General features: G+C 34.9%; 36 protein-coding genes. 35 read left to right on the top strand and 1 reads right to left on the bottom strand.

Translation table 11 applies throughout. From position 1 onward, the window contains the following. Nucleotides 1–139: 139 nt before the first annotated feature. Nucleotides 140–1,855, bottom strand: coding sequence for a hypothetical protein (locus tag JO950_RS05490; protein WP_202701688.1), 1,716 nt, complete (start codon nt 1,853–1,855; stop codon nt 140–142). 169 nt (nt 1,856–2,024) lie between these two features. On the opposite strand from JO950_RS05490, the gene rpsL reads away from it, so the two are divergent. From rpsL to JO950_RS05315, 35 genes are all read left to right on the top strand, one after another. Continuing rightward, the gene (gene rpsL / locus JO950_RS05485) at nt 2,025–2,408 is read left to right on the top strand and encodes a 30S ribosomal protein S12 (RefSeq protein ID WP_007136570.1); all 384 of its coding nucleotides are present in this window, start codon (nt 2,025–2,027) and stop codon (nt 2,406–2,408) included. A gap of 119 nt (nt 2,409–2,527) precedes the next feature. Next, the gene (rpsG, locus tag JO950_RS05480) at nt 2,528–3,004 is read left to right on the top strand and encodes a 30S ribosomal protein S7 (RefSeq protein ID WP_017495022.1); all 477 of its coding nucleotides are present in this window, start codon (nt 2,528–2,530) and stop codon (nt 3,002–3,004) included. An 11-nt stretch (nt 3,005–3,015) separates the two neighbouring features. Further along, on the top strand, nt 3,016–5,172 hold the full coding sequence (gene fusA / locus JO950_RS05475; protein WP_202701687.1) for an elongation factor G: 2,157 nt from the start codon (nt 3,016–3,018) through the stop codon (nt 5,170–5,172). An 11-nt stretch (nt 5,173–5,183) separates the two neighbouring features. Further along, nucleotides 5,184–5,489 (top strand): 30S ribosomal protein S10, encoded by a 306-nt coding sequence (rpsJ, locus tag JO950_RS05470; RefSeq protein WP_007803605.1) that lies wholly within the window; start codon nt 5,184–5,186, stop codon nt 5,487–5,489. Nucleotides 5,490–5,894: 405 nt separating this feature from the next. Further along, nucleotides 5,895–6,512 carry a 50S ribosomal protein L3 gene (rplC, locus tag JO950_RS05465; RefSeq protein ID WP_017495020.1) on the top strand — a complete coding sequence of 206 codons (618 nt, stop codon included), beginning with the start codon at nt 5,895–5,897 and terminating at the stop codon, nt 6,510–6,512. Then, a complete protein-coding gene (gene rplD / locus JO950_RS05460; protein ID WP_089055327.1) occupies nt 6,512–7,141 on the top strand; it encodes a 50S ribosomal protein L4 in 630 nt (209 codons plus the stop codon). The genes rplC and rplD overlap by 1 nt, the downstream gene beginning before the upstream one ends. A gap of 7 nt (nt 7,142–7,148) precedes the next feature. Further along, nucleotides 7,149–7,439 carry a 50S ribosomal protein L23 gene (gene rplW / locus JO950_RS05455; protein ID WP_017495018.1) on the top strand — a complete coding sequence of 97 codons (291 nt, stop codon included), beginning with the start codon at nt 7,149–7,151 and terminating at the stop codon, nt 7,437–7,439. Nucleotides 7,440–7,448: 9 nt separating this feature from the next. After that, nucleotides 7,449–8,273, top strand: a complete 825-nt coding sequence (gene rplB, locus JO950_RS05450; protein ID WP_017495017.1) for a 50S ribosomal protein L2 — start codon at nt 7,449–7,451, stop codon at nt 8,271–8,273. A gap of 6 nt (nt 8,274–8,279) precedes the next feature. Continuing rightward, nucleotides 8,280–8,558: a 30S ribosomal protein S19 gene (gene rpsS / locus JO950_RS05445; protein ID WP_031456039.1), complete on the top strand. Its 279-nt coding sequence runs from the start codon at nt 8,280–8,282 to the stop codon at nt 8,556–8,558. 6 nt (nt 8,559–8,564) lie between these two features. Continuing rightward, nucleotides 8,565–8,978: a 50S ribosomal protein L22 gene (gene rplV, locus JO950_RS05440; RefSeq protein WP_007803631.1), complete on the top strand. Its 414-nt coding sequence runs from the start codon at nt 8,565–8,567 to the stop codon at nt 8,976–8,978. Between the two features lie 5 nt (nt 8,979–8,983). Further along, entirely contained in the window at nt 8,984–9,745 is a 762-nt protein-coding gene (rpsC, locus tag JO950_RS05435) for a 30S ribosomal protein S3 (RefSeq protein ID WP_007803635.1), read from the top strand. A gap of 19 nt (nt 9,746–9,764) precedes the next feature. Further along, a complete protein-coding gene (rplP, locus tag JO950_RS05430) occupies nt 9,765–10,190 on the top strand; it encodes a 50S ribosomal protein L16 (protein ID WP_017495016.1) in 426 nt (141 codons plus the stop codon). A 13-nt stretch (nt 10,191–10,203) separates the two neighbouring features. Then, nucleotides 10,204–10,395 carry a 50S ribosomal protein L29 gene (rpmC, locus tag JO950_RS05425; protein WP_007803639.1) on the top strand — a complete coding sequence of 64 codons (192 nt, stop codon included), beginning with the start codon at nt 10,204–10,206 and terminating at the stop codon, nt 10,393–10,395. A gap of 17 nt (nt 10,396–10,412) precedes the next feature. Beyond that, a complete protein-coding gene (gene rpsQ, locus JO950_RS05420; protein ID WP_007803646.1) occupies nt 10,413–10,673 on the top strand; it encodes a 30S ribosomal protein S17 in 261 nt (86 codons plus the stop codon). Between the two features lie 2 nt (nt 10,674–10,675). Continuing rightward, entirely contained in the window at nt 10,676–11,044 is a 369-nt protein-coding gene (gene rplN / locus JO950_RS05415; RefSeq protein WP_007803649.1) for a 50S ribosomal protein L14, read from the top strand. A gap of 11 nt (nt 11,045–11,055) precedes the next feature. Then, a complete protein-coding gene (gene rplX / locus JO950_RS05410) occupies nt 11,056–11,370 on the top strand; it encodes a 50S ribosomal protein L24 (RefSeq protein WP_007803650.1) in 315 nt (104 codons plus the stop codon). A 2-nt stretch (nt 11,371–11,372) separates the two neighbouring features. Next, nucleotides 11,373–11,924 (top strand): 50S ribosomal protein L5, encoded by a 552-nt coding sequence (gene rplE / locus JO950_RS05405; RefSeq protein ID WP_017495015.1) that lies wholly within the window; start codon nt 11,373–11,375, stop codon nt 11,922–11,924. Between the two features lie 3 nt (nt 11,925–11,927). Then, the gene (gene rpsN, locus JO950_RS05400; RefSeq protein ID WP_008464305.1) at nt 11,928–12,197 is read left to right on the top strand and encodes a 30S ribosomal protein S14; all 270 of its coding nucleotides are present in this window, start codon (nt 11,928–11,930) and stop codon (nt 12,195–12,197) included. Nucleotides 12,198–12,301: 104 nt separating this feature from the next. Next, entirely contained in the window at nt 12,302–12,700 is a 399-nt protein-coding gene (gene rpsH, locus JO950_RS05395; RefSeq protein WP_017495014.1) for a 30S ribosomal protein S8, read from the top strand. An 18-nt stretch (nt 12,701–12,718) separates the two neighbouring features. Next, complete coding sequence (gene rplF, locus JO950_RS05390; RefSeq protein ID WP_202701685.1) at nt 12,719–13,261, top strand: 50S ribosomal protein L6; 543 nt, start codon at nt 12,719–12,721, stop codon at nt 13,259–13,261. 11 nt (nt 13,262–13,272) lie between these two features. Then, nucleotides 13,273–13,623 (top strand): 50S ribosomal protein L18, encoded by a 351-nt coding sequence (gene rplR, locus JO950_RS05385; RefSeq protein WP_017495012.1) that lies wholly within the window; start codon nt 13,273–13,275, stop codon nt 13,621–13,623. Nucleotides 13,624–13,626: 3 nt separating this feature from the next. Continuing rightward, nucleotides 13,627–14,151: a 30S ribosomal protein S5 gene (gene rpsE, locus JO950_RS05380; RefSeq protein WP_085950926.1), complete on the top strand. Its 525-nt coding sequence runs from the start codon at nt 13,627–13,629 to the stop codon at nt 14,149–14,151. A 12-nt stretch (nt 14,152–14,163) separates the two neighbouring features. Then, nucleotides 14,164–14,346 carry a 50S ribosomal protein L30 gene (gene rpmD / locus JO950_RS05375; RefSeq protein WP_017495010.1) on the top strand — a complete coding sequence of 61 codons (183 nt, stop codon included), beginning with the start codon at nt 14,164–14,166 and terminating at the stop codon, nt 14,344–14,346. Nucleotides 14,347–14,357: 11 nt separating this feature from the next. Continuing rightward, the gene (gene rplO / locus JO950_RS05370) at nt 14,358–14,810 is read left to right on the top strand and encodes a 50S ribosomal protein L15 (protein ID WP_017495009.1); all 453 of its coding nucleotides are present in this window, start codon (nt 14,358–14,360) and stop codon (nt 14,808–14,810) included. A gap of 13 nt (nt 14,811–14,823) precedes the next feature. Continuing rightward, the gene (gene secY, locus JO950_RS05365; RefSeq protein ID WP_017495008.1) at nt 14,824–16,170 is read left to right on the top strand and encodes a preprotein translocase subunit SecY; all 1,347 of its coding nucleotides are present in this window, start codon (nt 14,824–14,826) and stop codon (nt 16,168–16,170) included. A 7-nt stretch (nt 16,171–16,177) separates the two neighbouring features. Next, on the top strand, nt 16,178–16,393 hold the full coding sequence (gene infA, locus JO950_RS05360) for a translation initiation factor IF-1 (protein ID WP_007136545.1): 216 nt from the start codon (nt 16,178–16,180) through the stop codon (nt 16,391–16,393). Nucleotides 16,394–16,477: 84 nt separating this feature from the next. Then, nucleotides 16,478–16,594 (top strand): type B 50S ribosomal protein L36, encoded by a 117-nt coding sequence (ykgO, locus tag JO950_RS05355; RefSeq protein ID WP_002987490.1) that lies wholly within the window; start codon nt 16,478–16,480, stop codon nt 16,592–16,594. Nucleotides 16,595–16,596: 2 nt separating this feature from the next. Further along, nucleotides 16,597–16,971 carry a 30S ribosomal protein S13 gene (rpsM, locus tag JO950_RS05350; RefSeq protein ID WP_012022478.1) on the top strand — a complete coding sequence of 125 codons (375 nt, stop codon included), beginning with the start codon at nt 16,597–16,599 and terminating at the stop codon, nt 16,969–16,971. 8 nt (nt 16,972–16,979) lie between these two features. Then, nucleotides 16,980–17,363, top strand: a complete 384-nt coding sequence (gene rpsK / locus JO950_RS05345) for a 30S ribosomal protein S11 (protein ID WP_007803677.1) — start codon at nt 16,980–16,982, stop codon at nt 17,361–17,363. A gap of 91 nt (nt 17,364–17,454) precedes the next feature. After that, nucleotides 17,455–18,060 carry a 30S ribosomal protein S4 gene (rpsD, locus tag JO950_RS05340; RefSeq protein WP_008464326.1) on the top strand — a complete coding sequence of 202 codons (606 nt, stop codon included), beginning with the start codon at nt 17,455–17,457 and terminating at the stop codon, nt 18,058–18,060. Nucleotides 18,061–18,081: 21 nt separating this feature from the next. After that, nucleotides 18,082–19,074 carry a DNA-directed RNA polymerase subunit alpha gene (locus JO950_RS05335; RefSeq protein ID WP_026109818.1) on the top strand — a complete coding sequence of 331 codons (993 nt, stop codon included), beginning with the start codon at nt 18,082–18,084 and terminating at the stop codon, nt 19,072–19,074. 36 nt (nt 19,075–19,110) lie between these two features. Next, nucleotides 19,111–19,599 (top strand): 50S ribosomal protein L17, encoded by a 489-nt coding sequence (rplQ, locus tag JO950_RS05330; RefSeq protein WP_202701683.1) that lies wholly within the window; start codon nt 19,111–19,113, stop codon nt 19,597–19,599. 250 nt (nt 19,600–19,849) lie between these two features. Then, a complete protein-coding gene (gene carA, locus JO950_RS05325) occupies nt 19,850–20,968 on the top strand; it encodes a glutamine-hydrolyzing carbamoyl-phosphate synthase small subunit (RefSeq protein ID WP_202701681.1) in 1,119 nt (372 codons plus the stop codon). A 102-nt stretch (nt 20,969–21,070) separates the two neighbouring features. Next, a complete protein-coding gene (gene eno, locus JO950_RS05320; RefSeq protein WP_017495005.1) occupies nt 21,071–22,363 on the top strand; it encodes a phosphopyruvate hydratase in 1,293 nt (430 codons plus the stop codon). Nucleotides 22,364–22,521: 158 nt separating this feature from the next. Further along, complete coding sequence (locus JO950_RS05315) at nt 22,522–23,799, top strand: citrate synthase (RefSeq protein ID WP_017495004.1); 1,278 nt, start codon at nt 22,522–22,524, stop codon at nt 23,797–23,799. The last annotated feature ends 55 nt before the right edge of the window (nt 23,800–23,854 follow it).

The raw sequence follows: 23,854 nt of genomic DNA, 5'->3' as shown, positions 1-23,854 counted from the left end.
GTTTATTGGGTCTTTTGCCTGTTATTGCTGAGATTAATCTGATATATTCGGCTTTATTATTTGGAATTTTCCGGTAGTTTTAATTTCTTAATACTTTGTTAACAATACGAATGTTGATTTGGTGAATTTTCTCACAAGGTTAAAATTTAACATTGTAGCATATGTTGACAATTGTGTTAAATAATTTAATTTCCTGAAGATTTTCCCCGCCATTGCTGAGATTAATTCGGAGTAGCCCGCTTGTTGTCTGGATGGTTGTGCCGATTCCGACTCCTGATAATTTTTGTAATTTATTAAGATTTTGACTGTTGGTTAAATCCTGGTAAATGGCAAAATCAATAATGGAATTGATATACAGGTTGTTAGAGACTTTGTACCTGTATTCAGTGATTAACATAGAGGCGAAATTGCCCTGAAGACTGTTTTCTGCAAAACCTCTAATAGAGTTTGTTCCTCCAAATCGGAACAATTCGTTGGTAATGTAGTTTTTACTTTTCAGATAAAGAATTTGTGGATTTATGTAGATGAAGTTTTTCTTGTTTAGTTCAAAATTATAAGAGAGGTTAAGGGTGGTGTAGAATTGTTTGCTGGATTCGACGATGTTAGGGCTGTTGTTGGTGTTTCTTTTTCCATAGCCCAAAAGAAGGTTAAGAGAGGCTTTTTTGGAGAATAAACTTTGGAGATAATCTGTTTTTTTATACTCAAGTGTAGAAGTGATGTAGGAATTTTTGTAGTCGCTTATTGTGGTGTTGTTTGTGTTTTGAATGTCGCTCGATTCTGTCGATTGATAGCCTAGGTATAATCGTGTATTGTAGTTTAAAAAATAACCCAGATCAATAGCGGTTTTGGTGTTTTGAAAAGTACTGTCCTGTTTGAAAATGTTTAATTGTGCTTTGATGCCCAGTGAGGATTGAAATATGTAGGGGATTTCAATTTTAGTATTGAAGGTTTTTTGCTGATTTCCGTCACTTTTCCAATATAGTGAAAATTGTTCTCCTGCGTGAAGAGTGTTTAATAAGGATAAGTCCAGATAACCATTCAGGGTTGTTTTTTTATTTTCGTCATTAGAAAAACCAACGTAGCCATCAAAAGTGTTCGCTTGTCTTTTTTCTACATAAGTGTATATTTTTGTAGAATCAGTTGTGAATAATACTTCAGGATATTTGGTTTGAGAGGTGAATTCAAATGCATTGATGTCGTTATACAATTGTTTTATGGTTTCCTGATTGAAAGTCTTGTTTAGGTATTTCTTTTTAAGCTGTTTTAGATGCCCTTTTGGAAAATAATCTCTTTTTGTCAGGTCAGTCTGAGTTAGAATAATGGAATTTACGATGCGTTTTTTTTCGGATTTATAGTTTAACTCCGCGTAAATAATTGAATTCTTTTTTTGTAGGTTTTCAAGTTTTAGTTTGTTTAAGGCGAAACCTGCTTTTTCGGCGTCTAATGTTTTTTGGTTTAGATAGCTTTCCAACTCTTCATATGCTAGAATTAAAGTGTCATTTTTGATTTTTGCTTCATCAAAAAAGCTGTGATTGGTTCCTATATATATATGGACTTCTTTTGTTTTGCTTTTTAAATCGATTTTGGAGATAAAAGTACTATCGTTTGTTTTTTTTGTTTCAAGTATAACATGGTCGAGATATCCCTGTCTGGTTAATTTTTTAGATACATTTTTAACTTCTTCGAAAAGTGATTTTATGTTAGTGTGGTTTTCTGAGTAATTCAGTGAATCAATAATTTGCGTTTCGGTTTGGTTTGTTCCTTTAATTTGTAAATGAAGATTTTGAGCATAAGAAGAGATGCCGACTAGAAAAAATAGGAGGGGTAAAAGTTGTTTCAAAAGCAATTGTTTCATTAAATTAAAAGTATTACAAATATCTATTGTTTGTTTGTAAAATCATATGCTTAAATAATGTTATTGAAAATTAATGAATTAACGTTTGTATAGTGAAAAATATTTTATACATTTGCAACCCCGTAAAAAGCGGGAATTTAATATACATAATAAATTTTTAGTATTAATTATGCCAACAATTCAACAATTAGTAAGAACAGGAAGAACTCAGATCACTAAGAAGAGTAAATCGGTTGCTTTAGATTCTTGTCCTCAAAGAAGAGGGGTTTGTACGCGTGTTTACACTACTACACCAAAAAAACCAAACTCTGCAATGCGTAAAGTTGCGCGTGTACGTTTGACAAATGGTAATGAAGTGAATGCTTACATCCCTGGAGAAGGACACAATTTACAAGAGCACTCGATAGTATTAGTGCGAGGTGGAAGGGTAAAAGATTTACCAGGTGTTAGATATCATATCGTTCGTGGAGCGCTTGACACGTCAGGAGTTGCAGGAAGAACGCAAAGAAGATCTAAGTACGGTGCTAAACGCCCAAAAGAAGCAAAAAAGTAATTTAAAACGTTAAGAGTTGGAGGTTAGGAGTTAAGGGTTGGGGCTTTAAGCATGTGCTTGAAATCTGTAACACATAACATTTAACGGATAACCTATAACTTTTTATTTAAAAAAAAGACATGAGAAAAAGAGCGGCAAAGAAAAGACCACTTTTACCAGATCCAAGGTTTAATGACCAATTGGTAACACGTTTCGTGAACAACTTAATGTGGGATGGTAAGAAATCTACAGCTTTCAAAGTATTTTATGATGCAATTGATATCATCGAATCTAAAAAGCAAAATGATGAGAAAACTTCATTAGAAATTTGGAAAGATGCTTTAACAAACGTTATGCCTCACGTAGAAGTACGTAGCCGTAGAGTAGGTGGAGCTACATTTCAAATTCCAATGCAGATTCGTCCAGACAGAAAAATTTCTATGGCAATGAAGTGGTTAATACTTTATTCAAGAAGAAGAAATGAAAAATCTATGGCACAACGTTTAGCGTCAGAATGTTTAGCAGCTGCTAAAGAAGAAGGTGCTGCGGTTAAGAAAAGAATGGATACTCACAAAATGGCAGAAGCTAATAAAGCATTCTCTCACTTTAGATTTTAATTCGTAAAGAAATGGCTAGAGATTTAAAATATACAAGAAATATCGGAATTGCTGCTCACATTGATGCTGGTAAAACAACAACAACTGAGCGTATTCTTTTTTATACTGGAAAGTCACACAAAATTGGTGAGGTACACGATGGTGCTGCAACAATGGACTGGATGGCTCAAGAGCAAGAAAGAGGTATTACAATTACTTCAGCAGCTACAACTTGTGAGTGGAATTTTCCAACTGAGCAAGGGAAATCGTTGCCTGAAACATTGCCTTATCACTTTAATATTATTGATACTCCTGGACACGTTGACTTTACGGTAGAGGTAAACCGTTCTTTGCGTGTATTGGATGGTTTAGTATTTTTATTTAGTGCTGTTGATGGTGTTGAGCCTCAATCAGAAACTAACTGGAGACTTGCTGATCAATACAGGGTTCCACGTATGGGGTTTGTTAATAAAATGGACCGTCAAGGATCTAACTTTTTGGCAGTTTGTCAACAAGTTCGTGATATGTTGAAATCTAATGCTGTTGCGATCACTTTGCCAATTGGTGAAGAAAACGATTTTAAAGGTGTTGTTGATTTAGTAAAAAACCAAGCTATTGTTTGGCATGATGCTACTCAGGGAGCTACTTTTGATATCGTGCCTATCCCTGAGGATATGGTTGCAGAAGTAAAAGAGTACAGATCGATTCTTATTGAGGCAGTAGCTGATTATGATGAGAATTTGTTGGAGAAATTCATGGAGGATGAAAACTCTATTACTGAGGAAGAAATTAATGTGGCGCTTAGAGCTGCTACAATTGATATGGCTATCATTCCTATGATTGCTGGTTCTTCTTTCAAAAATAAAGGGGTTCAGTTCATGTTAGATGCAGTATGTAAGTATTTGCCATCTCCAATGGATAAAGAAGGTATCGAAGGGATTCATCCTGATGATGCTGAATTATTAGAAGAAGATCAAACTAAAATCTTGCGTAAGCCAGATGTTAAAGAGCCATTTGCAGCTTTAGCATTTAAAATTGCTACTGACCCGTTCGTTGGTCGTTTAGCTTTCTTCCGTGCTTATTCTGGTCGTTTAGATGCTGGTTCTTATGTGTTGAATACACGTTCTGGTAGTAAAGAAAGAATTTCTCGTATTTACCAAATGCATGCTAACAAACAAAATCCAATCGAATATATTGAGGCTGGAGATATTGGAGCTGCTGTTGGATTTAAAGATATTAAAACCGGAGATACATTGTGTGATGAAAAACACCCAATTATTTTAGAGTCTATGAAATTCCCTGCACCGGTAATTGGTATTGCTATTGAGCCAAAAACAAAGGCTGACGTAGATAAAATGGGTATGGCTTTGGCTAAATTAGCTGAGGAAGATCCAACTTTTACAGTTAGAACTGATGAGGCTTCTGGTCAAACAATTATCTCGGGTATGGGTGAGCTTCACTTAGATATCTTGGTAGATCGTATGAAACGTGAATTTAAAGTTGAAGTAAACCAAGGTGAGCCTCAAGTTGAGTATAAAGAAGCGTTTACAAGATCTGCAACACACAGAGAAACTTACAAAAAACAATCTGGAGGTCGTGGTAAATTCGGTGATATCGTATTTACACTTGAGCCTGCTGATGAAGTTGATGGTAAGGTTCCAAAAGGATTACAGTTTATTAATGCTGTAAAAGGTGGTAACGTTCCTAAAGAATATATTCCATCTGTAGAAAAAGGTTTCCGTGAAGCTATGAAAACTGGTCCTTTGGCTGGTTATCAAGTGGATAGTTTGAAAGTAACTTTGACAGACGGATCTTTTCACCCTGTCGATTCTGATGCGCTTTCTTTTGAGTTAGCTGCCAGAATGGGTTATAGAGAAGTAGCTAAAGCTGCTGGTGCAATTGTTCTTGAGCCAATCATGAAAATGGAGGTTATTACTCCTGAAGAAAACATGGGAGATATCGTAGGTGATATCAACCGTCGTAGAGGTCAGGTTAATGATATGGGGGATAGAAATGGTGCAAAAACTATTAAAGCTGATGTGCCGTTATCAGAGATGTTTGGATATGTTACGACATTGAGAACATTGTCTTCTGGTAGAGCTACTTCAACAATGGAGTTTTCTCACTATGCAGAAACGCCTTCTAATATTTCAGAAGCGGTAATTAAAAAAGCAAAAGGTAACGCTTAATTCTTAAGAAAATGAGTCAAAAAATCAGAATAAAACTAAAGTCTTACGATCACATGTTGGTAGATAAATCTGCTGAAAAGATCGTGAAAACAGTAAAAACTACTGGTGCAGTTGTAACAGGTCCAATACCGTTGCCAACTCACAAAAAACTTTTCACTGTGTTGCGTTCTCCGCACGTTAACAAAAAAGCGAGAGAGCAATTTGAAGTAATGTCATACAAGAGATTGATTGATATTTATTCATCTTCATCTAAAACTATTGATGCTTTAATGAAACTTGAATTGCCAAGTGGTGTTGAAGTAGAGATAAAAGTATAATTTTTTTATATTTTTTATATAAAAAGCGAGTCAGAAATGTCTCGCTTTTTTTTGTTTTAAAATAATGCTTTTTTACGATGTGATTTTGAGGTTTTTTTATTTTTAATTTTTCTGCAAATTTTCATAAAGTCCTTTGTTTTAAGGGGATTCGAGTGTTTTTTGTTGTGGTTTTATTAATTAATTGTTAAGTGTGAAAGAGTTGAAAATGTAAAAAATGATTTCAGTATTGGAAAAAAACAAGGTTGTTTTTGAGGTTGTTTTGAAGCTTGGTTTTTGATAATGAGCTATTTAATTTTTCTAACTGTTTGGTATATTCAATTTTAATATCTACTTTTGCACTCCCTGTTTGGAAATTTCTGTTATTTTCAAATTGAAGGGAATTTTAGTAATTAATAATTAATATTTATGTCTGGGTTAATTGGTAAAAAAATCGGCATGACTAGTATTTTCGACGAAAACGGGAAAAACATTCCTTGTACAGTAATCGAAGCTGGTCCTTGTGTTGTTACCCAAGTCAGAACCAAAGGTGTTGACGGGTACGAAGCGTTGCAACTTGGTTTCGATGACAAAAACGAGAAACATTCCACTAAAGCGGCTTTAGGTCACTTTAAAAAAGCTGGAACTGTAGCTAAGAAAAAAGTCGTTGAATTTCAAGATTTTGCAACTGAGCAAAAATTAGGAGATCTTATTGATGTTTCTATTTTTTCTGAAGGAGAATTTGTAGATGTACAAGGTGTATCTAAAGGTAAAGGTTTTCAAGGGGTTGTTAAGCGTCACGGATTTGGTGGTGTTGGACAAGCAACTCACGGTCAACACAACCGTTTAAGAGCGCCAGGTTCTGTAGGAGCATCTTCTTATCCATCTAGAGTATTCAAAGGAATGCGTATGGCTGGAAGAATGGGAGGAGACAATGTAAAAGTTCAAAACCTTAGAGTTTTAAAAGTAGTGGCTGAAAAGAACCTACTTGTTATTAAAGGATGTGTTCCTGGACATAAAAACTCTTATGTAATCATTCAGAAGTAATGGAAGTAAAAGTATTAGATTTCAACGGAAAAGATACTGGAAGAAAAGTTCAACTTTCTGATTCAGTATTCGCAATTGAACCAAACAATCACGCTGTATACCTTGATGTTAAGCAATATCTTGCTAATCAAAGACAAGGGACTCACAAAGCTAAAGAAAGAGCTGAAGTGACAGGAAGTACACGTAAGATTAAAAAACAAAAAGGAACTGGTACAGCTCGTGCGGGAAGTATCAAAAATCCATTGTTTAAAGGTGGTGGAACAATTTTCGGACCAAGACCAAGAAGTTATTCATTTAAATTGAATAAAGGCTTGAAAAGATTGGCAAGAAAATCAGCTTTCTCAATCAAAGCAAAAGAGTCGAATATTATCGTTCTTGAAGACTTTAATTTTGAAGCGCCAAACACTAAAAATTTCATTAACGTTTTGAAAGCTTTAGGGTTAGAGAATAAAAAATCCTTATTTGTGTTGGGAGAGTCGAATAAAAATGTATATTTGTCGTCACGCAATTTAAAGGCTTCTAATGTCGTAACTAGCTCAGAATTAAGCACTTACGCTATTTTAAACACTAACAATTTAGTGCTTTTAGAAGGTTCTTTGGAGTTAATTGAAGAAAATTTAAGTAAATAATAGGAATATGAGTATCATAATTAGACCTATAGTAACGGAAAAAGTAACCAAAGAAAGTGAAGTTTTAAACCGCTTCGGATTCGTTGTTGACAAAAAAGCAAACAAAGTTCAAATTAAGAAAGCTGTTGAAGCTGCTTATGGAGTAACTATCGTTTCAGTTAACACGATGAACGTAAGACCGGATAGAACTACAAAATACACTAAAAGTGGTTTAATCAGTGGAAAGACAAATGCTATTAAAAAAGCAATTGTACAAGTACAAGAAGGAGAAACAATTGATTTTTACAACAATATCTAAGATAGAAAAATGTCAGTAAGAAAATTAAAACCTATTACCCCAGGTCAGCGATTTAGAGTTGTGAATGGTTATGACGCCATTACAACTGATAAGCCGGAACGCTCTTTGATAGCGCCGATAAAAAACTCTGGAGGTAGAAATAGTCAAGGAAAGATGACCATGCGTTATACGGGTGGTGGTCACAAGCAGAGATATCGTATTATTGATTTCAAAAGAACTAAAGTTGGAATTCCAGCTACTGTGAAATCAATCGAATACGATCCAAATCGTACTGCATTTATCGCTTTATTAGCTTATGCTGATGGAGAGAAAACTTATATTATCGCTCAAAACGGATTGAAAGTTGGTCAGAAATTAGTTTCTGGTCCAGAATCTCAACCAGAGATTGGTAATACATTGCCTTTAAGCAGAATTCCTCTTGGAACTGTTATATCTTGTATTGAGTTACGTCCAGGACAAGGAGCAGTTATTGCTCGTTCAGCTGGAACTTTTGCTCAGTTAATGGCAAGAGACGGAAAATACGCTACAATTAAAATGCCATCAGGAGAGACAAGATTAATCTTGTTAACATGTTCGGCTACAATTGGAGCTGTTTCTAATTCTGATCACCAATTAGTTGTATCTGGAAAAGCAGGTAGAACAAGATGGTTAGGAAGAAGACCTAGAACTAGACCAGTAGCGATGAACCCAGTTGATCACCCTATGGGAGGTGGTGAAGGACGTTCTTCTGGAGGGCACCCACGTTCAAGAAACGGATTGCCAGCTAAAGGTTACAGAACTCGTTCTAAGAAAAACCCGAGTAACAAGTATATCGTAGAACGTAGAAAGAAATAATAAGATATGGCACGTTCATTAAAAAAAGGACCTTTCGTTCATTATAAGTTAGACAAGAAAGTTCAGGAAAACATTGAAAGCGGAAAAAATGGAGTAGTAAAGACTTGGTCTAGAGCTTCCATGATTACTCCAGACTTTGTTGGACAAACTATCGCAGTTCATAACGGTCGTCAATTTGTACCGGTTTACGTAACAGAAAACATGGTAGGTCACAAATTAGGAGAGTTTTCACCAACTAGATCTTTTAGAGGTCATGCTGGAGCAAAAAATAAAGGTAAAAAATAAGAAGCAATGGGAGTTCGTAAAAGAGAAACAGCAGATGCGAGAAAAGAGGCTAATAAGTCTATTGCTTTCGCAAAATTGAATAACTGCCCTACTTCACCTAGAAAAATGCGCTTAGTAGCGGACTTGGTAAGAGGTCAGAAGGTAGAAAGAGCACTTAACATCTTAAGATTCAGTTCTAAAGAAGCTTCAAGAAAATTAGAGAAACTATTATTATCTGCAATCAACAACTGGGAGCAAAAAAATAGTGAAGGTAATTTAGAAGAAGCTGGATTATTTGTTAAAGAGATCAGAGTAGATGGTGGAATGATGTTGAAAAGACTTCGTCCAGCTCCACAAGGTCGTGCACACAGAATAAGAAAACGTTCTAACCACGTTACAATCGTGCTTGGAGCTATCAATAACACACAAAGCAATTCTTAAGCAGCATGGGACAAAAGACAAATCCAATTGGAAATAGACTTGGTATCATCAGAGGGTGGGACTCAAACTGGTATGGTGGAAATGACTACGGTGATAAACTTGCCGAAGATCACAAAATCAGAAAGTATATCCACGCTCGTTTATCAAAAGCTAGTGTATCTAAAGTAATCATCGAGAGAACTTTGAAACTTGTAACCGTTACTATCACTACTGCTAGACCTGGTATCATTATCGGAAAAGGTGGACAAGAGGTAGACAAGTTGAAAGAAGAACTTAAGAAAGTTACTGACAAAGAGGTTCAAATCAACATCTTTGAAATTAAAAGACCTGAGTTAGATGCTTATCTTGTGGCGACAAGCATCGCTCGTCAAATCGAAAGCCGTATTTCTTACAGACGTGCAATCAAAATGGCTATTGCTGCTTCTATGCGTATGAACGCTGAAGGTATCAAAGTTTTGATTTCTGGTCGTTTGAATGGTGCTGAGATGGCGCGTTCAGAAGGTTTCAAAGAAGGTAGAATTCCTCTATCAACTTTCAGAGCTGATATTGACTATGCTTTGGCTGAAGCTCACACTACTTACGGTAGAATGGGTATCAAAGTATGGATCATGAAAGGTGAAGTTTATGGAAAGAGAGATCTTTCTCCACTTGCAGGAATGGATAAAAAACAATCTGGAACTGGTGGTGGTAAAGGTGGCGATTCTCCAAGAGGAGACAGAAAGCCTTTTAATAAAGGTGGAAAACCAGACGCTCGTAAAAGAAAGTAAATTTTTAAACTAAAGAAAAATGTTACAGCCTAAAAGAACAAAATACCGTAAGGTACAAAAAGGTAAGATGAAAGGTAACTCTCAAAGAGGGCATGAACTTTCTAATGGAATGTTTGGTATTAAATCTGTACATGAAGATGGAATGTTCTTGACTTCTCGTCAAATCGAAGCTGCACGTATCGCTGCAACTCGTTACATGAAGAGAGAAGGACAATTATGGATTAAAATATTTCCAGACAAGCCTATTACTAAGAAACCTCTTGAAGTACGTATGGGTAAAGGTAAAGGAGCAGTTGAGTATTGGGCTGCTGTTGTTAAACCAGGAAGAATTATGTTTGAAGTTGGAGGAGTTCCATTGTCAGTTGCAAAAGAGGCTTTACGTCTTGCAGCGCAAAAACTTCCAGTAAAAACTAAATTCGTCGTTGCTAGAGATTTCGAAGCATAATTAAATTTATATTATGAAACAATCAGAAATAAAAGATCTTTCTGCAGCGGAGTTGCAAGAAAAACTTAGTCAAACTAAGAAAATATATGCTGACCTAAAAATGGCTCACGCTATTTCTCCAATTGAAAACCCACTTCAAATTAGAAGTGTAAGAAGAACAGTTGCAAGATTGGCTACAGAGTTAACTAAAAGAGAGTTACAATAATTGTATTCTGCTGAAAGATGGAAGAAAAAAGAAATTTAAGAAAAGAAAGAATAGGTGTTGTTACTTCAAATAAAATGGATAAGTCTATTGTTATTGCTGAAGTAAGAAAAGTAAAACACCCATTATACGGTAAGTTCGTGTTGAAAACTAAGAAATATGTTGCACACGACGAAACAAACGACTGTAACATTGGAGATACTGTAAGAATTAGCGAAACGCGTCCTTTAAGTAAAACAAAATGTTGGAGATTAGTTGAAATCTTAGAAAGAGCTAAATAATTATGGTACAACAGGAATCAAGACTAAAAGTAGCAGATAACACGGGAGCAAAAGAAGTTTTAACTATCCGTGTTTTAGGAGGTACCAAAAGAAGGTATGCCTCTGTTGGTGACAAGATTGTAGTATCTATTAAAGATGCAACTCCAAACGGTAACGTGAAAAAAGGAGCTGTTTCAACTGCAGTTGTTGTACGTACCAAAAAAGAAGTGAGAAGAGCTGATGGTTCTTATATCCGTTTCGATGATAATGCATGTGTTCTTTTGAACGCTGCAGGGGAAATGAGAGGAACACGTGTTTTTGGTCCGGTAGCAAGAGAACTTCGTGAAAAACAATTCATGAAAATTGTATCATTAGCACCAGAAGTGCTTTAATTCGTTTTAAGATGATAAAGCTAAAAATTAAATCAGGAGATATCGTAAGAGTTATTGCTGGGGACCATAAAGGTGCTGAAGGTAAAGTATTACGTGTTTACCGTGAGAAAAATAAAGCGATAGTTGAAGGTGTAAACATGGTTTCAAAACATACAAAACCAAGTGCTAAAAACCCTCAAGGTGGTATCGTTAAGAAAGAAGCTTCTATACAAATATCTAACATTTCACTAATTGATCCTAAAACTAAGGAAACAACTAGAGTTGGTATTAGAGTAGAAGGAGATAAGAAAGTAAGATTTTCAAAAAAATCTAATCAAGTACTATAGTAATGGCATATACACCTAGACTAAAAGAAGAATATAAGAGTAGAGTAATCTCTGCTCTTAAAGAAGAATTCGGATATACAAACGTAATGCAAGTTCCTAAACTTGAAAAAATCGTTTTGAGCCGTGGAGTTGGTGCAGCTGTATCTGATAAAAAACTTATTGACTATGCAGTTGATGAGTTAACAAAGATCACTGGACAAAAAGCAGTATCTACAATTTCAAAGAAAGACGTTGCGTCATTCAAATTGAGAAAAGGGATGCCTATTGGAGCAAAAGTTACTTTACGTGGAGAGAGAATGTATGAGTTTTTAGATAGACTTATTACTTCTGCTTTACCACGCGTTAGAGATTTTAGTGGTATCAAAGCTACTGGTTTCGACGGAAGAGGTAATTACAACCTTGGAGTTTTAGAGCAAATCATTTTTCCGGAAATTGATATTGACAAAGTAAACAAAATTTCAGGAATGGATATTACTTTTGTTACTACTGCAAAAACAGACAAAGAAGCAAAGTCGTTATTGGCTGAATTAGGTTTACCTTTTAAAAAGAATTAAGACATGGCTAAAGAATCAATGAAAGCCCGTGAGGTGAAAAGAGAGAAAACGGTAGCTAAGTACGCTGAAAAAAGAAAAGCTTTATTAGAAGCTGGAGATTATGAAGGCTTACAAAGATTACCTAAAAATGCTTCACCAGTTCGTTTACACAACCGTTGTAAATTAACAGGTAGACCAAGAGGTTATATTCGTCAATTTGGTATTTCACGTGTAACTTTCCGTGAGATGGCAAATAATGGATTAATCCCTGGAGTAAAAAAGGCTTCTTGGTAATCTCGCAATAAGTTATTACTTTTGCAAACCGAAAAATAATTTTAATTGATTAAAGGTTCGGGAGACGGGTGTCTCCCGAAAACCATAATCGCAATCAAATACATATGTATACAGATCCTATTGCAGATTATTTGACTAGAGTTCGTAACGCTGTGGCTGCAAACCACAAAGTTGTTGAAATTCCAGCTTCTAATCTAAAAAAAGAAATAACTAAGATCTTATTTGATCAAGGTTATATCTTGAGTTACAAATTTGAAGACAACTCTGTTCAGGGTTCAATCAAGATCGCTTTGAAGTATGATAAAGATACTAAAGAGCCTGTAATTAAAGATATCCAAAGAATTAGTAAACCTGGTTTACGTAAATACGCAGGTGCTGCCAAATTACCAAGAATCCTTAACGGATTAGGAATTGCTATTGTTTCAACTTCAAAAGGTCTTATGACTGGAAAACAAGCGAAACAATTAAATGTAGGTGGTGAAGTAATTTGTTACGTATACTAATTTTAAAGACTAAATAAGATGTCAAGAATAGGTAAAAGCCCAATTGTAATCCCTGCTGACGTAACTGTAGAAGTTAAAGACGGTATCATTACAGTAAAAGGAAAAAAAGGTCAACTAACTCAGGAGTTTTCGGACGTTACTGTAACAGTTGAAGGCGATCAAGTACAAGTTGAAAGATCGTCTGATCATAAAGACCAAAGAGCAAAACACGGATTGTACAGATCTTTAATCAGTAATATGATTGTTGGTGTATCTGAAGGTTTTACAAAAGAACTTGAATTAGTTGGAGTTGGTTATAGAGCTTCAAACCAAGGTCAAAAGTTAGATTTAGCTCTTGGATATTCTCACAATATTGTTTTAGAAATTGCTCCAGAAGTAGCTTTAGAAACAATATCTGAAAAAGGAAAGAACCCTATCGTAAAATTAACATCATTTGATAAACAACTTTTAGGTCAGGTTGCTGCGAAAATCAGAGGTTTCCGTAAGCCTGAGCCATACAAAGGAAAAGGTGTTAAATTTGTGGGTGAAGTATTAAGAAGAAAAGCAGGTAAATCAGCTTAAAAAATAAGATTATGTCATTAACAAAATCTGATAGAAGACAGAGAATTAGATTCAGAATTAGAAAATCGATTAGTGGTACTGCTGCTAACCCAAGACTATCTGTATTTAGAAGTAACAAAGAAATTTACGCTCAACTTATTGATGATGTAAATGGAGTTACTTTATTAGCTGCATCTTCAAGAGAAAAAGAAATAGGAAAAGGTACTAACGTTGAAGTAGCTGCTGCTGTTGGAAAACTAGTTGCAGAGAAAGCGTTAAAAGCCGGGATCGATACCATCACTTTTGACAGAGGTGGATATTTATACCACGGTCGTATTAAATCATTAGCAGAAGGCGCAAGAGCGGCTGGACTTAAATTCTAATATATTATGTCTAAATACAAAAATGTAGAATTGGTAAAACCAAGTGGTCTTGAACTTAAAGATCGTCTGGTAAGTGTTAATCGTGTTACTAAGGTTACAAAAGGTGGTAGAGCTTTCGGTTTTTCTGCTATTGTAGTTGTAGGTGATGAAAACGGAGTAGTTGGTCATGGATTAGGAAAATCTAAAGACGTTTCTGAAGCAATTGCGAAAGCAGTAGAAGATGCTAAGAAAAATTTAGTGAAAATTCCTTTGAACGGACAATCTGTTCCTCACGAACAAAAAGGTAAATTTGGTGGTGCACGTGTATTCTTAATTCCTGCTTCTCATGGTACAGGAGTTATTGCTGGTGGAGCTGTTCGTTCAGTTCTTGAATCAGTAGGTATTCACGATGTATTATCTAAATCTCAAGGATCATCAAATCCTCATAACGTGGTAAAAGCAACTTTTGATGCTTTATTACAAATGAGAAGCGCTCATACTGTTGCAAAACAAAGAGGTGTTTCTTTAGAAAAAGTTTTTAAAGGTTAATTCAAGGAAATTATGGCTAAATTATTAGTAAAACAAGTAAGAAGCAAAATCAACTGCCCTCTTTCTCAAAAAAGAGGTTTGGAAGCTTTAGGTCTACGTAAAATGGGACAAGTTGTAGAGCATGATTCAAATCCTGCAATCCTTGGGATGATAAACAAAGTTAAACACTTAGTTTCTGTAGAAGAAGCTAAATAACAAATACTGTTATGAATTTAAGTAACTTACAACCAGCTGAAGGGTCAACACACAATCAAAATAAAAGATTAGGTAGAGGAGAAGGTTCTGGAAAAGGTGGTACTTCTGCAAGAGGTCACAAAGGAGCAAAATCTCGTTCTGGTTATTCTAAAAAGATTGGTTTTGAAGGAGGACAAATGCCACTTCAAAGACGTGTGCCTAAGTTTGGTTTCACAAACATCAATCGTAAAGAATACGAAGGTGTTAATTTAGATACGCTTCAATTATTAGTAGACAATGGTGTGATTACTGATTCTGTTTCTATGACAGATTTCGTAGCAAATCGTCTAGCTACCAAAAATGAAATCGTTAAGATTTTAGGTAGAGGAGAGTTGAAAGCAAAATTAAAAGTAACTGCCCACAAATTTACCGCTACTGCAAAAGCTGCTATCGAAGCTGCTGGTGGAGAAGCTGTAACTATATAACTTATCTATTAAGATGAAGAAATTTATTGAATCAATAAGTAATGTTTGGAAAATCGAAGAACTGAAAAATAGAATCTTAATTACATTAGGATTGCTTTTAGTATATCGTTTTGGTGCACACGTTACGCTTCCTGGAATTGACGCAACTCAGTTAACAGGTTTAGCGGGACAAACTAAAAATGGTTTAGGATCTATCCTGGACATGTTTACAGGGGGTGCTTTCTCTAAAGCTTCAGTTTTTGCTTTAGGTATTATGCCTTATATTTCTGCATCTATTGTTGTTCAGTTAATGGGAATTGCGATTCCTTATTTGCAAAAACTTCAAAACGATGGAGAGAGTGGTAGAAAAAAGATTAATCAAATCACTCGTTGGTTGACTATAGCTATTACACTGGTTCAAGGTCCAACTTATATCTATAATTTGTACAGAACATTGCCTGGTAGTGCATTCTTACTAGGCTTTAATTCACCTGAATTTTTGTTCTCGTCAGTTATTATCTTAGTTACAGGTACAATTTTTGCTATGTGGCTTGGAGAAAAAATTACAGATAAAGGTATTGGAAATGGAATTTCATTATTGATTATGGTTGGTATTTTAGCGCGCTTACCGCAAGCTTTTATACAAGAATTCACAACCAGAGTTACCAATAACAATGGAGGTCCAATGTTGTTAGTTATTGAGATTATCGTGTGGTTATTAGTAATCATTTCTTGTGTATTGCTTACAATGGCAGTACGCAGAATCCCGGTTCAGTACGCTCGTCGTACGACAACTGGAGATTACGAGCAGGATTTAGCTGGTGGTAACAGACAATGGATTCCTCTTAAGCTTAACGCTTCAGGAGTTATGCCAATCATCTTTGCTCAGGCAATTATGTTTATTCCTGCAGCTGTAGCTGGATTGTCTAAATCAGACACATCACAATCTATTGTTGGTGCGTTTAGTAATATGTTCGGATTTTGGTACAATTTTGTATTTGCAACTTTAATTATTGTATTTACATTCTTTTATACTGCAATCACTGTTCCTACTAACAAAATGGCCGATGATTTAAAAAGAAGCGGTGGTTTTATTCCTGGAGTTCGTCCGGGAGCTGAAACTTCAGACTTCCTTGATAAAGTGATGTCTTTAATAACTTTCCCAGGATCTTTATTCCTTGCTTTGATTGCTGTGTTCCCAGCTATTGTTGTAAGTATTATGGATGTACAACAATCTTGGGCAATGTTTTTTGGAGGTACCTCATTAATAATTATGGTTGGAGTTGCAATAGATACTATTCAACAAATCAATTCGTACTTGTTAAACAAACATTATGATGGTTTAATGAAGACTGGTAAAAATAGAAAAGCGGTAGCTTAATATATTTATGGCAAAACAATCAGCAATAGAACAAGACGGATCAATCATCGAAGCATTATCAAATGCGATGTTCCGTGTAGAGTTAGAAAATGGACATATTGTAATTGCTCATATTTCCGGTAAGATGCGTATGCATTACATCAAGTTATTACCTGGTGATAAAGTGAAATTGGAAATGAGTCCTTACGATTTGTCAAAAGCAAGAATTACTTATCGATATTAAAAAGCTGTAAGCAATAGGCAATAAGCATTAAGCAATAAAACTTATGCCTAAAGCCTAAAGCCTAAAGCCTAAAGCAAATTCACTATGAAAGTTAGAGCATCAGTAAAAAAGAGAAGTGCCGAGTGCATTATCGTGCGTAGAAAAGGGAGATTGTACGTAATAAACAAAAAGAATCCTAGATTTAAACAAAGACAAGGATAATTATGGCAAGAATAGCAGGGGTAGATATCCCAAAAAATAAGAGAGGTGTTATCGCACTTACCTACATCTTTGGATTAGGAAAAAGTAGAGCTATTGAGATTTTAGAAAAAGCTCAAGTTAGCCAAGATAAAAAAGTTCAAGATTGGAATGATGACGAGATCGGAGCAATTCGTGATGCAGTTTCATTTTACAAAATTGAAGGAGAATTACGTTCTGAAGTTTCTTTAAACATCAAACGTTTAATGGATATTGGTTGTTACAGAGGTATCCGTCATAGATCTGGTCTTCCGTTAAGAGGGCAAAGAACTAAAAACAACTCTAGAACAAGAAAAGGTAAAAGAAAAACTGTTGCTAACAAGAAAAAAGCAACTAAATAATAAGTAATATGGCTAAAGCAACTGCAAAAAAACGTAAAGTTATCGTTGAATCAACGGGTGAAGCTCATATTTCTGCCACTTTCAACAACATTATCATTTCTTTGACTAATAAGAAAGGTGAAGTTATTTCTTGGTCTTCAGCTGGTAAAATGGGTTTCAGAGGTTCTAAAAAGAACACTCCGTATGCAGCTCAAATGGCAGCAGAAGATTGTAGTAAAGTAGCTCTTGAGGCAGGACTTAAAAAAGTGAAAGTTTATGTAAAAGGACCAGGAAACGGACGTGAGTCTGCTATCCGTTCTATTCATAACGGTGGAATTGAAGTTACTGAGATTATCGATGTTACTCCAATGCCTCACAACGGATGTCGTCCTCCAAAGAGACGTAGAGTTTAATTTTATTTATTCATAGTATAAACAAGGTAGAGCATAGATTATCGAAGGATTAGACCTGAATTCATAATCTCTACCTTAAATTTTTTTTAAAATGGCAAGATATACTGGTCCTAAAACCAAAATCGCTCGTAAATTTGGCGAAGCAATCTTCGGAGATGATAAATCATTCGAAAAAAGAAATTACCCACCTGGACAACACGGGATGGCTAAAAAAAGAGGAAAAAAATCTGAGTACGCTGTTCAGTTAATGGAAAAGCAAAAAGCTAAATATTCTTACGGAATTTTAGAAAAACAATTCAGAAATTTATTCGAAAAAGCATCAGCAACTAAAGGAGTAACTGGTGAAGTTTTATTACAATTATGTGAAGCAAGATTAGATAATGTTGTTTTTAGAATGGGAATTGCTCCATCTAGAAGAGGTGCGCGTCAAATCGTATCTCACAGACACATTACTGTTAATGGTGAAGTTGTAAATATTCCTTCTTACCACCTTAAGCCTGGTGATAAAGTAGCAGTTCGTGAAAAATCTAAATCTTTAGAAGCTATCGAACGTTCTTTGTCAAATTCAAGTCATGTTTATGAATGGATTACTTGGAACAATGATCTTAAAGAAGGAACTTTCGTTTCTGTGCCTGCAAGACTACAAATTCCAGAAAACATTAAAGAACAATTAATCGTAGAGTTGTACAACAAATAATAATTGACTTAGTCGAAATTTATGGCAATATTTAATTTTCAAAAGCCCGATAAAGTTATCATGATCGATTCAACCGATTTTGAAGGTAAATTTGAATTTAGACCTTTAGAACCTGGTTACGGATTGACAGTTGGTAATGCACTTAGAAGAGTTTTGCTTTCAGCATTAGAAGGTTATGCAATTACATCTGTTCGTATCGAAGGTGTAGATCATGAGTTTTCTACTATTTCAGGTGTTGTTGAAGATGTTACCGAAATTATCCTTAATCTAAAGCAAGTGCGTTTCAAACGTCAAATTGAAGATATCGATAATGAAGCAGTTACAATTTCTGTTTCCGGTAAAGATCAATTGACAGCAGGTGATTTTCAAAAATTTATTTCAGGTTTTCAAGTTTTGAATCCAGACCTTGTTATCTGTAATTTAGATTCTAAAATCAAATTGAACTTCGATTTAACAATCGAAAAAGGTAGAGGATATGTTCCTGCTGAGGAGAACAAAAAACAGAATGCTGCAATTGGAACTATTTTTACAGATTCTATTTTTACTCCGGTAAAAAATGTAAAATATGCAATTGAAAACTTCCGTGTTGAGCAAAAGACAGATTATGAAAAATTAGTTTTTGAAATTAAAACTGATGGTTCTATTAATCCTAAAGATGCTCTTACTGAAGCTGCTAAAGTTTTAATTCACCACTTCATGTTGTTCTCTGACGAAAGAATTACACTCGAGGCTGACGAAATTGCACAAACAGAATCGTATGATGAAGAGTCATTGCATATGAGACAATTGCTTAAAACTAAGCTTGTTGATATGGATTTATCTGTGAGAGCATTAAATTGCTTGAAAGCGGCTGAAGTTGATACACTTGGTGATTTAGTATCGTTCAATAAAAATGACCTAATGAAATTCCGTAATTTTGGTAAAAAATCTTTAACTGAACTTGATGAACTTGTTGCAGTGAAGAATTTAACTTTCGGAATGGATTTAGCTAAATACAAATTAGATAAAGAATAATTCAATCCGCTACGGCGGGTTAAATTTAAAATAGCAATGAGACACGGAAAAAAATTCAATCACTTAAGCAGACAGACTGGACATAGAAAAGCTATGTTGGCTAATATGGCTTGTTCTCTTATCGAGCACAAACGTATTAACACTACTGTTGCTAAAGCTAAAGCGCTTAAACAATTCGTTGAGCCTTTAATTACAAAATCGAAAGAAGATACGACTCACAACCGTCGTATTGTTTTTGCTTACTTACGTAGCAAATATGCGGTAACTGACTTGTTCAGAGACGTAGCTGCTAAAGTTGGTGACCGTCCAGGAGGATACACTCGTATCATTAAAGTTGGAAATCGTTTGGGAGATAATGCTGATATGGCAATGATCGAACTTGTAGATTTCAATGAACTTTACAATGGAGGTAAAAAAGAAGTTAAAAAAGCAAAAAGCCGTCGTGGTGGTAAAGCTAAAAAAGCTGAAGGTACTCCTGAAGCTCCAGCAGCTGAAGCAGAAACGACTACTGAAGCTTCTGAATAATTATGAAAGTAATGATTCTATAGAAATCAAGGATAAACTAATTTTTAGTTTATCCTTTTTTTTTTGATTTTTTTGGAGTGAAATTAAAATTTAACTTATCTGACTTTTTAGGTTTTATTTTTATAGAGGAAAGTTTTAAAAAATCTTGGAGGCACTCTTTTAAAGAAGTAAATTTGCAAAATATCTAATTACAAATGAAAAACCTATTGGGGATTTCATGAAACAATTAAAAAACAATACAAATTAAAGAATGAAATACACAACACGACAAAGCGCCATTTTATTACTTAGTGATGGGACTATTTTTCACGGAAAATCTATCGGAATTAGCGGTAAGACTTTTGGTGAAGTTTGTTTTAATACGGGAATGACCGGATACCAGGAGATTTTTACAGACCCTTCTTATTTTGGTCAAATAATGGTAGCGACTAATACTCATATTGGAAATTATGGTGTTAATGATTCTGAAGTTGAATCAGAAAGCATCAAAATTGCCGGTTTGGTTTGTAAAAATTTTAGCTTTAATTATTCCAGAGAAGATGCTTCCGGAAGTCTGGAAGATTATTTTACGAAACAAAACTTAATTTGTATTTCTGATGTTGATACCAGAGCTCTTGTAAGTTATATTCGTGACAATGGGGCTATGAATGCTGTTATTTGTACCGATGGTACTTCGATTGAAGATTTGAAAAAAGAATTGGCAAATGTGCCTAACATGGAAGGTTTGGAGTTGGCATCAAAAGTTTCAACTACTGAACCTTATTTTTTTGGTGATGAAAGTGCTACCTACAAAATATCTGCTTTAGATCTTGGGATAAAAAAGAATATCTTAAGAAATCTGGCTAAAAGAGATTGTTATATTAAAGTGTATCCATATAACTCAACGTATAAAGATTTGGCAGAATTTAATCCGGATGGATACTTTTTGTCTAATGGTCCCGGAGATCCGGATCCGCTTTTTGGAGCTATTGAAGTGGCAAAAGAAATTTTAGCAAATGATAAACCGCTGTTTGGGATTTGTTTAGGACATCAGGTAATTGCTTTGGCAAATGGTGTTCAAACGTATAAGATGTTTAATGGTCATCGTGGAATTAATCATCCTGTGAAAAATTTAATTACAGGTAAAGGTGAAATAACTTCTCAAAATCACGGTTTCGCTGTAAACAAAGAGCAGTTGGATAATCATCCTGAATTGGAGATTACACATCTGCATTTAAATGACGAAACGGTTGCAGGGATGCGTATGAAGAATAAGAATTGTTTTTCAGTACAATACCACCCTGAAGCAAGTCCGGGACCACATGATTCCTCCTATTTGTTCGATCAGTTTGTTGAGAATATAAAAGAAGCTGCTGCTAAAACGATGTAGTTAATAAATAAAGACGTTTATTGGTTAGAATACGTTTTTACTATTAAATATTTTTATAATTTCGAAAAAAAAATATAATTTATTAATAAAAAAATAAAAATAATGAGTATTATAATTAAAGTTCACGCTAGACAAATTCTTGATTCCAGAGGTAATCCTACTATTGAAGTTGATGTAGTAACTGAAAATGGTGTTTTAGGTAGAGCAGCTGTTCCATCTGGAGCATCAACGGGAGAGCATGAAGCTGTTGAATTACGTGACGGAGGTAAAGCTTATCTTGGAAAAGGAGTTTTAAATGCAGTGAACAATGTAAATACTGTTATTGCTGAAGAATTAGTTGGTACTTCTGTTTTCGAACAAAATACAATTGACCAGTTAATGATTGACTTGGATGGAACTCCAAACAAATCTAAATTAGGAGCTAATGCTATTTTAGGAGTTTCTTTAGCTGCTGCAAAAGCTGCTGCTAACGAATTAGGGTTACCATTGTACAGATATGTTGGTGGAGTTTCTGCTAACACTTTGCCAGTACCAATGATGAACATCATCAACGGAGGTTCTCACTCTGATGCGCCTATCGCATTTCAGGAGTTTATGATTTTCCCTGTAAAAGCAACTTCTTTTACACATGCTATGCAAATGGGAACTGAAATCTTCCATAGCTTGAAAAAAGTATTACACGATAGAGGTTTAAGTACCGCTGTAGGTGATGAAGGAGGTTTTGCGCCAAACTTGGCCGGAGGTACTGAAGATGCTTTGGATACTATCAAATTGGCAGTTGAAAAGGCTGGATATTCTTTCGGTGATGAAATTATGATTGCACTTGACTGTGCTGCTTCTGAGTTTTATGTAAACGGGAAATACGATTACACTAAATTTGAAGGAGAAACCGGAAAAATCAGAACTTCAGAAGAGCAAGCGGATTATTTAGCTGAATTGGCTGCTAAATATCCAATTATCTCTATCGAAGACGGTATGTATGAAGACGACTGGAATGGATGGAAATACTTAACCGATAAAATTGGAGATAAAGTTCAGTTAGTAGGTGACGATTTGTTCGTAACTAACGTAGCTCGTTTGTCTACAGGAATTGAAAAAGGAATTGCTAATTCAATTTTAGTAAAAGTAAACCAAATTGGTACTTTGACAGAAACTATTGCTGCGGTGAACATGGCTAAAAATGCAGGATATACTTCAGTAATGTCTCACCGTTCAGGAGAAACAGAAGATAATACAATTGCTGACTTAGCAGTTGCTTTAAACTGTGGGCAAATTAAAACAGGTTCAGCTTCACGTTCTGATCGTATGGCAAAATACAACCAATTGTTAAGAATTGAGGAAGAATTAGGAAGTACAGCTTATTTTCCTGGCTTAAATGCTTTTAAAATTAAATAATTGTAAGAGTTATATATATTCAATTTAAACCATCCGCCACGGCGGATGGTTTTTTTTTGGAGTTTTAACAAATTCATAGCAGGATTCTTTTTTTAATTAGTCTTAAATTCATTAGATTTGATAAATTATTATTTTATAAGATTTATTTCCGATATATTATGTCAAAAATAGCTACATTAGAAGTAGATGGTCAAAAAATTGAACTTCCGGTAATCACGGGGAGTGAAAATGAATCAGCTATCGATATTAACAAATTACGTGATTTAACTGGTATTATTACTTTAGACCCGGGATACAAAAACTCTGGTTCTTGTAAGAGTGAAATCACCTTCTTAGATGGAGAATTAGGGATTTTGCGTTACAGAGGATATTCAATTGAAGATTTGGCTGAAAAAGCAAGTTTCTTAGAAGTATCTTACCTTTTAATTTTTGGGGAATTACCAACTGCTAAGGAATTAGAGCAATTTGAAAATGGTATTAAAAAGCATACTTTGGTAAACGAAGAAATGAAAAATATCATTGACGGTTTTCCAAAAACAGCTCATCCAATGGGCGTTTTGTCTGCTTTGACTAGTGCTTTAACGGCATTCAACCCAAAAGCAGTAAATGTTGAAAATGAAAAAGAGATGTACGAGGCCATTTGTAAAACAATGGGTAAATTTCTTGTAATTGCAACATGGACTTATAGAAAATCTATGGGGTACCCGTTGAATTATTACGATAATACAACTGGTTACGTAGAGAATTTTATGCAGTTAATGTTTAAACTGCCTACAGGACCATACTCTGCAAATCCAATTGTAATTGATGCATTAGACAAACTATTTATTCTTCATGCTGATCACGAACAGAATTGTTCTACTTCAACAGTAAGAATGGTTGGTTCTTCTCATGCTGGTTTATTTGCTTCTATTTCCGCAGGTGTTTCTGCGCTTTGGGGACCTTTACACGGTGGTGCAAATCAGGCTGTACTTGAAATGTTGGAGGAAATCAACAAAGATGGTGGAGATACGGATAAATTTTTAGCAAAAGCTAAAGACAAAAATGATCCATTCCGTTTAATGGGATTTGGTCATAGAGTTTACAAAAGCTTCGATCCTAGAGCGAAAATAATCAAAAAAGCGGCTAAAGAAGTATTAGATACATTAGGTGTTGAAGATCCTATTTTAGAAATCGCTAAAAAATTAGAGTCAGCAGCTCTTGAAGACGAATACTTCAAATCAAGAAATTTATATCCTAATGTTGATTTCTACTCTGGAATTATCTACAGAGCATTAGGGATACCAACAGATATGTTTACTGTAATGTTTGCTATTGGAAGACTACCAGGCTGGATTGCGCAATGGAAAGAAATGCGTGAAAACAAAGAGCCAATTGGCCGTCCAAGACAAGTTTATACTGGACATCCATTGAGAGACTTTAAGTCAAACAAATAAAAAAAAATTAAAGCTTCACTTAACCTGTGAAGCTTTTTTTATCTTTGCCCAAAAT

Source organism: Flavobacterium sp. UGB4466, assembly GCF_903469665.1.
In the GTDB taxonomy this organism is placed as follows: domain Bacteria; phylum Bacteroidota; class Bacteroidia; order Flavobacteriales; family Flavobacteriaceae; genus Flavobacterium; species Flavobacterium lipolyticum.
This window is presented reverse-complemented; position numbering and strand designations above follow the sequence as displayed.

Bases quoted from the DNA above. Each gene is read 5' to 3' on its own strand.
- JO950_RS05490 (WP_202701688.1), bottom strand. From the start codon at position 1,855: ATGAAACAATTGCTTTTGAAACAACTTTTACCCCTCCTATTTTTTCTA.
- rpsL (WP_007136570.1), top strand. From the start codon at position 2,025: ATGCCAACAATTCAACAATTAGTAAGAACAGGAAGAACTCAGATCACT.
- rpsG (WP_017495022.1), top strand. From the start codon at position 2,528: ATGAGAAAAAGAGCGGCAAAGAAAAGACCACTTTTACCAGATCCAAGG.
- fusA (WP_202701687.1), top strand. From the start codon at position 3,016: ATGGCTAGAGATTTAAAATATACAAGAAATATCGGAATTGCTGCTCAC.
- rpsJ (WP_007803605.1), top strand. From the start codon at position 5,184: ATGAGTCAAAAAATCAGAATAAAACTAAAGTCTTACGATCACATGTTG.
- rplC (WP_017495020.1), top strand. From the start codon at position 5,895: ATGTCTGGGTTAATTGGTAAAAAAATCGGCATGACTAGTATTTTCGAC.
- rplD (WP_089055327.1), top strand. From the start codon at position 6,512: ATGGAAGTAAAAGTATTAGATTTCAACGGAAAAGATACTGGAAGAAAA.
- rplW (WP_017495018.1), top strand. From the start codon at position 7,149: ATGAGTATCATAATTAGACCTATAGTAACGGAAAAAGTAACCAAAGAA.
- rplB (WP_017495017.1), top strand. From the start codon at position 7,449: ATGTCAGTAAGAAAATTAAAACCTATTACCCCAGGTCAGCGATTTAGA.
- rpsS (WP_031456039.1), top strand. From the start codon at position 8,280: ATGGCACGTTCATTAAAAAAAGGACCTTTCGTTCATTATAAGTTAGAC.
- rplV (WP_007803631.1), top strand. From the start codon at position 8,565: ATGGGAGTTCGTAAAAGAGAAACAGCAGATGCGAGAAAAGAGGCTAAT.
- rpsC (WP_007803635.1), top strand. From the start codon at position 8,984: ATGGGACAAAAGACAAATCCAATTGGAAATAGACTTGGTATCATCAGA.
- rplP (WP_017495016.1), top strand. From the start codon at position 9,765: ATGTTACAGCCTAAAAGAACAAAATACCGTAAGGTACAAAAAGGTAAG.
- rpmC (WP_007803639.1), top strand. From the start codon at position 10,204: ATGAAACAATCAGAAATAAAAGATCTTTCTGCAGCGGAGTTGCAAGAA.
- rpsQ (WP_007803646.1), top strand. From the start codon at position 10,413: ATGGAAGAAAAAAGAAATTTAAGAAAAGAAAGAATAGGTGTTGTTACT.
- rplN (WP_007803649.1), top strand. From the start codon at position 10,676: ATGGTACAACAGGAATCAAGACTAAAAGTAGCAGATAACACGGGAGCA.
- rplX (WP_007803650.1), top strand. From the start codon at position 11,056: ATGATAAAGCTAAAAATTAAATCAGGAGATATCGTAAGAGTTATTGCT.
- rplE (WP_017495015.1), top strand. From the start codon at position 11,373: ATGGCATATACACCTAGACTAAAAGAAGAATATAAGAGTAGAGTAATC.
- rpsN (WP_008464305.1), top strand. From the start codon at position 11,928: ATGGCTAAAGAATCAATGAAAGCCCGTGAGGTGAAAAGAGAGAAAACG.
- rpsH (WP_017495014.1), top strand. From the start codon at position 12,302: ATGTATACAGATCCTATTGCAGATTATTTGACTAGAGTTCGTAACGCT.
- rplF (WP_202701685.1), top strand. From the start codon at position 12,719: ATGTCAAGAATAGGTAAAAGCCCAATTGTAATCCCTGCTGACGTAACT.
- rplR (WP_017495012.1), top strand. From the start codon at position 13,273: ATGTCATTAACAAAATCTGATAGAAGACAGAGAATTAGATTCAGAATT.
- rpmD (WP_017495010.1), top strand. From the start codon at position 14,164: ATGGCTAAATTATTAGTAAAACAAGTAAGAAGCAAAATCAACTGCCCT.
- rplO (WP_017495009.1), top strand. From the start codon at position 14,358: ATGAATTTAAGTAACTTACAACCAGCTGAAGGGTCAACACACAATCAA.
- secY (WP_017495008.1), top strand. From the start codon at position 14,824: ATGAAGAAATTTATTGAATCAATAAGTAATGTTTGGAAAATCGAAGAA.
- infA (WP_007136545.1), top strand. From the start codon at position 16,178: ATGGCAAAACAATCAGCAATAGAACAAGACGGATCAATCATCGAAGCA.
- ykgO (WP_002987490.1), top strand. From the start codon at position 16,478: ATGAAAGTTAGAGCATCAGTAAAAAAGAGAAGTGCCGAGTGCATTATC.
- rpsM (WP_012022478.1), top strand. From the start codon at position 16,597: ATGGCAAGAATAGCAGGGGTAGATATCCCAAAAAATAAGAGAGGTGTT.
- rpsK (WP_007803677.1), top strand. From the start codon at position 16,980: ATGGCTAAAGCAACTGCAAAAAAACGTAAAGTTATCGTTGAATCAACG.
- rpsD (WP_008464326.1), top strand. From the start codon at position 17,455: ATGGCAAGATATACTGGTCCTAAAACCAAAATCGCTCGTAAATTTGGC.
- JO950_RS05335 (WP_026109818.1), top strand. From the start codon at position 18,082: ATGGCAATATTTAATTTTCAAAAGCCCGATAAAGTTATCATGATCGAT.
- rplQ (WP_202701683.1), top strand. From the start codon at position 19,111: ATGAGACACGGAAAAAAATTCAATCACTTAAGCAGACAGACTGGACAT.
- carA (WP_202701681.1), top strand. From the start codon at position 19,850: ATGAAATACACAACACGACAAAGCGCCATTTTATTACTTAGTGATGGG.
- eno (WP_017495005.1), top strand. From the start codon at position 21,071: ATGAGTATTATAATTAAAGTTCACGCTAGACAAATTCTTGATTCCAGA.
- JO950_RS05315 (WP_017495004.1), top strand. From the start codon at position 22,522: ATGTCAAAAATAGCTACATTAGAAGTAGATGGTCAAAAAATTGAACTT.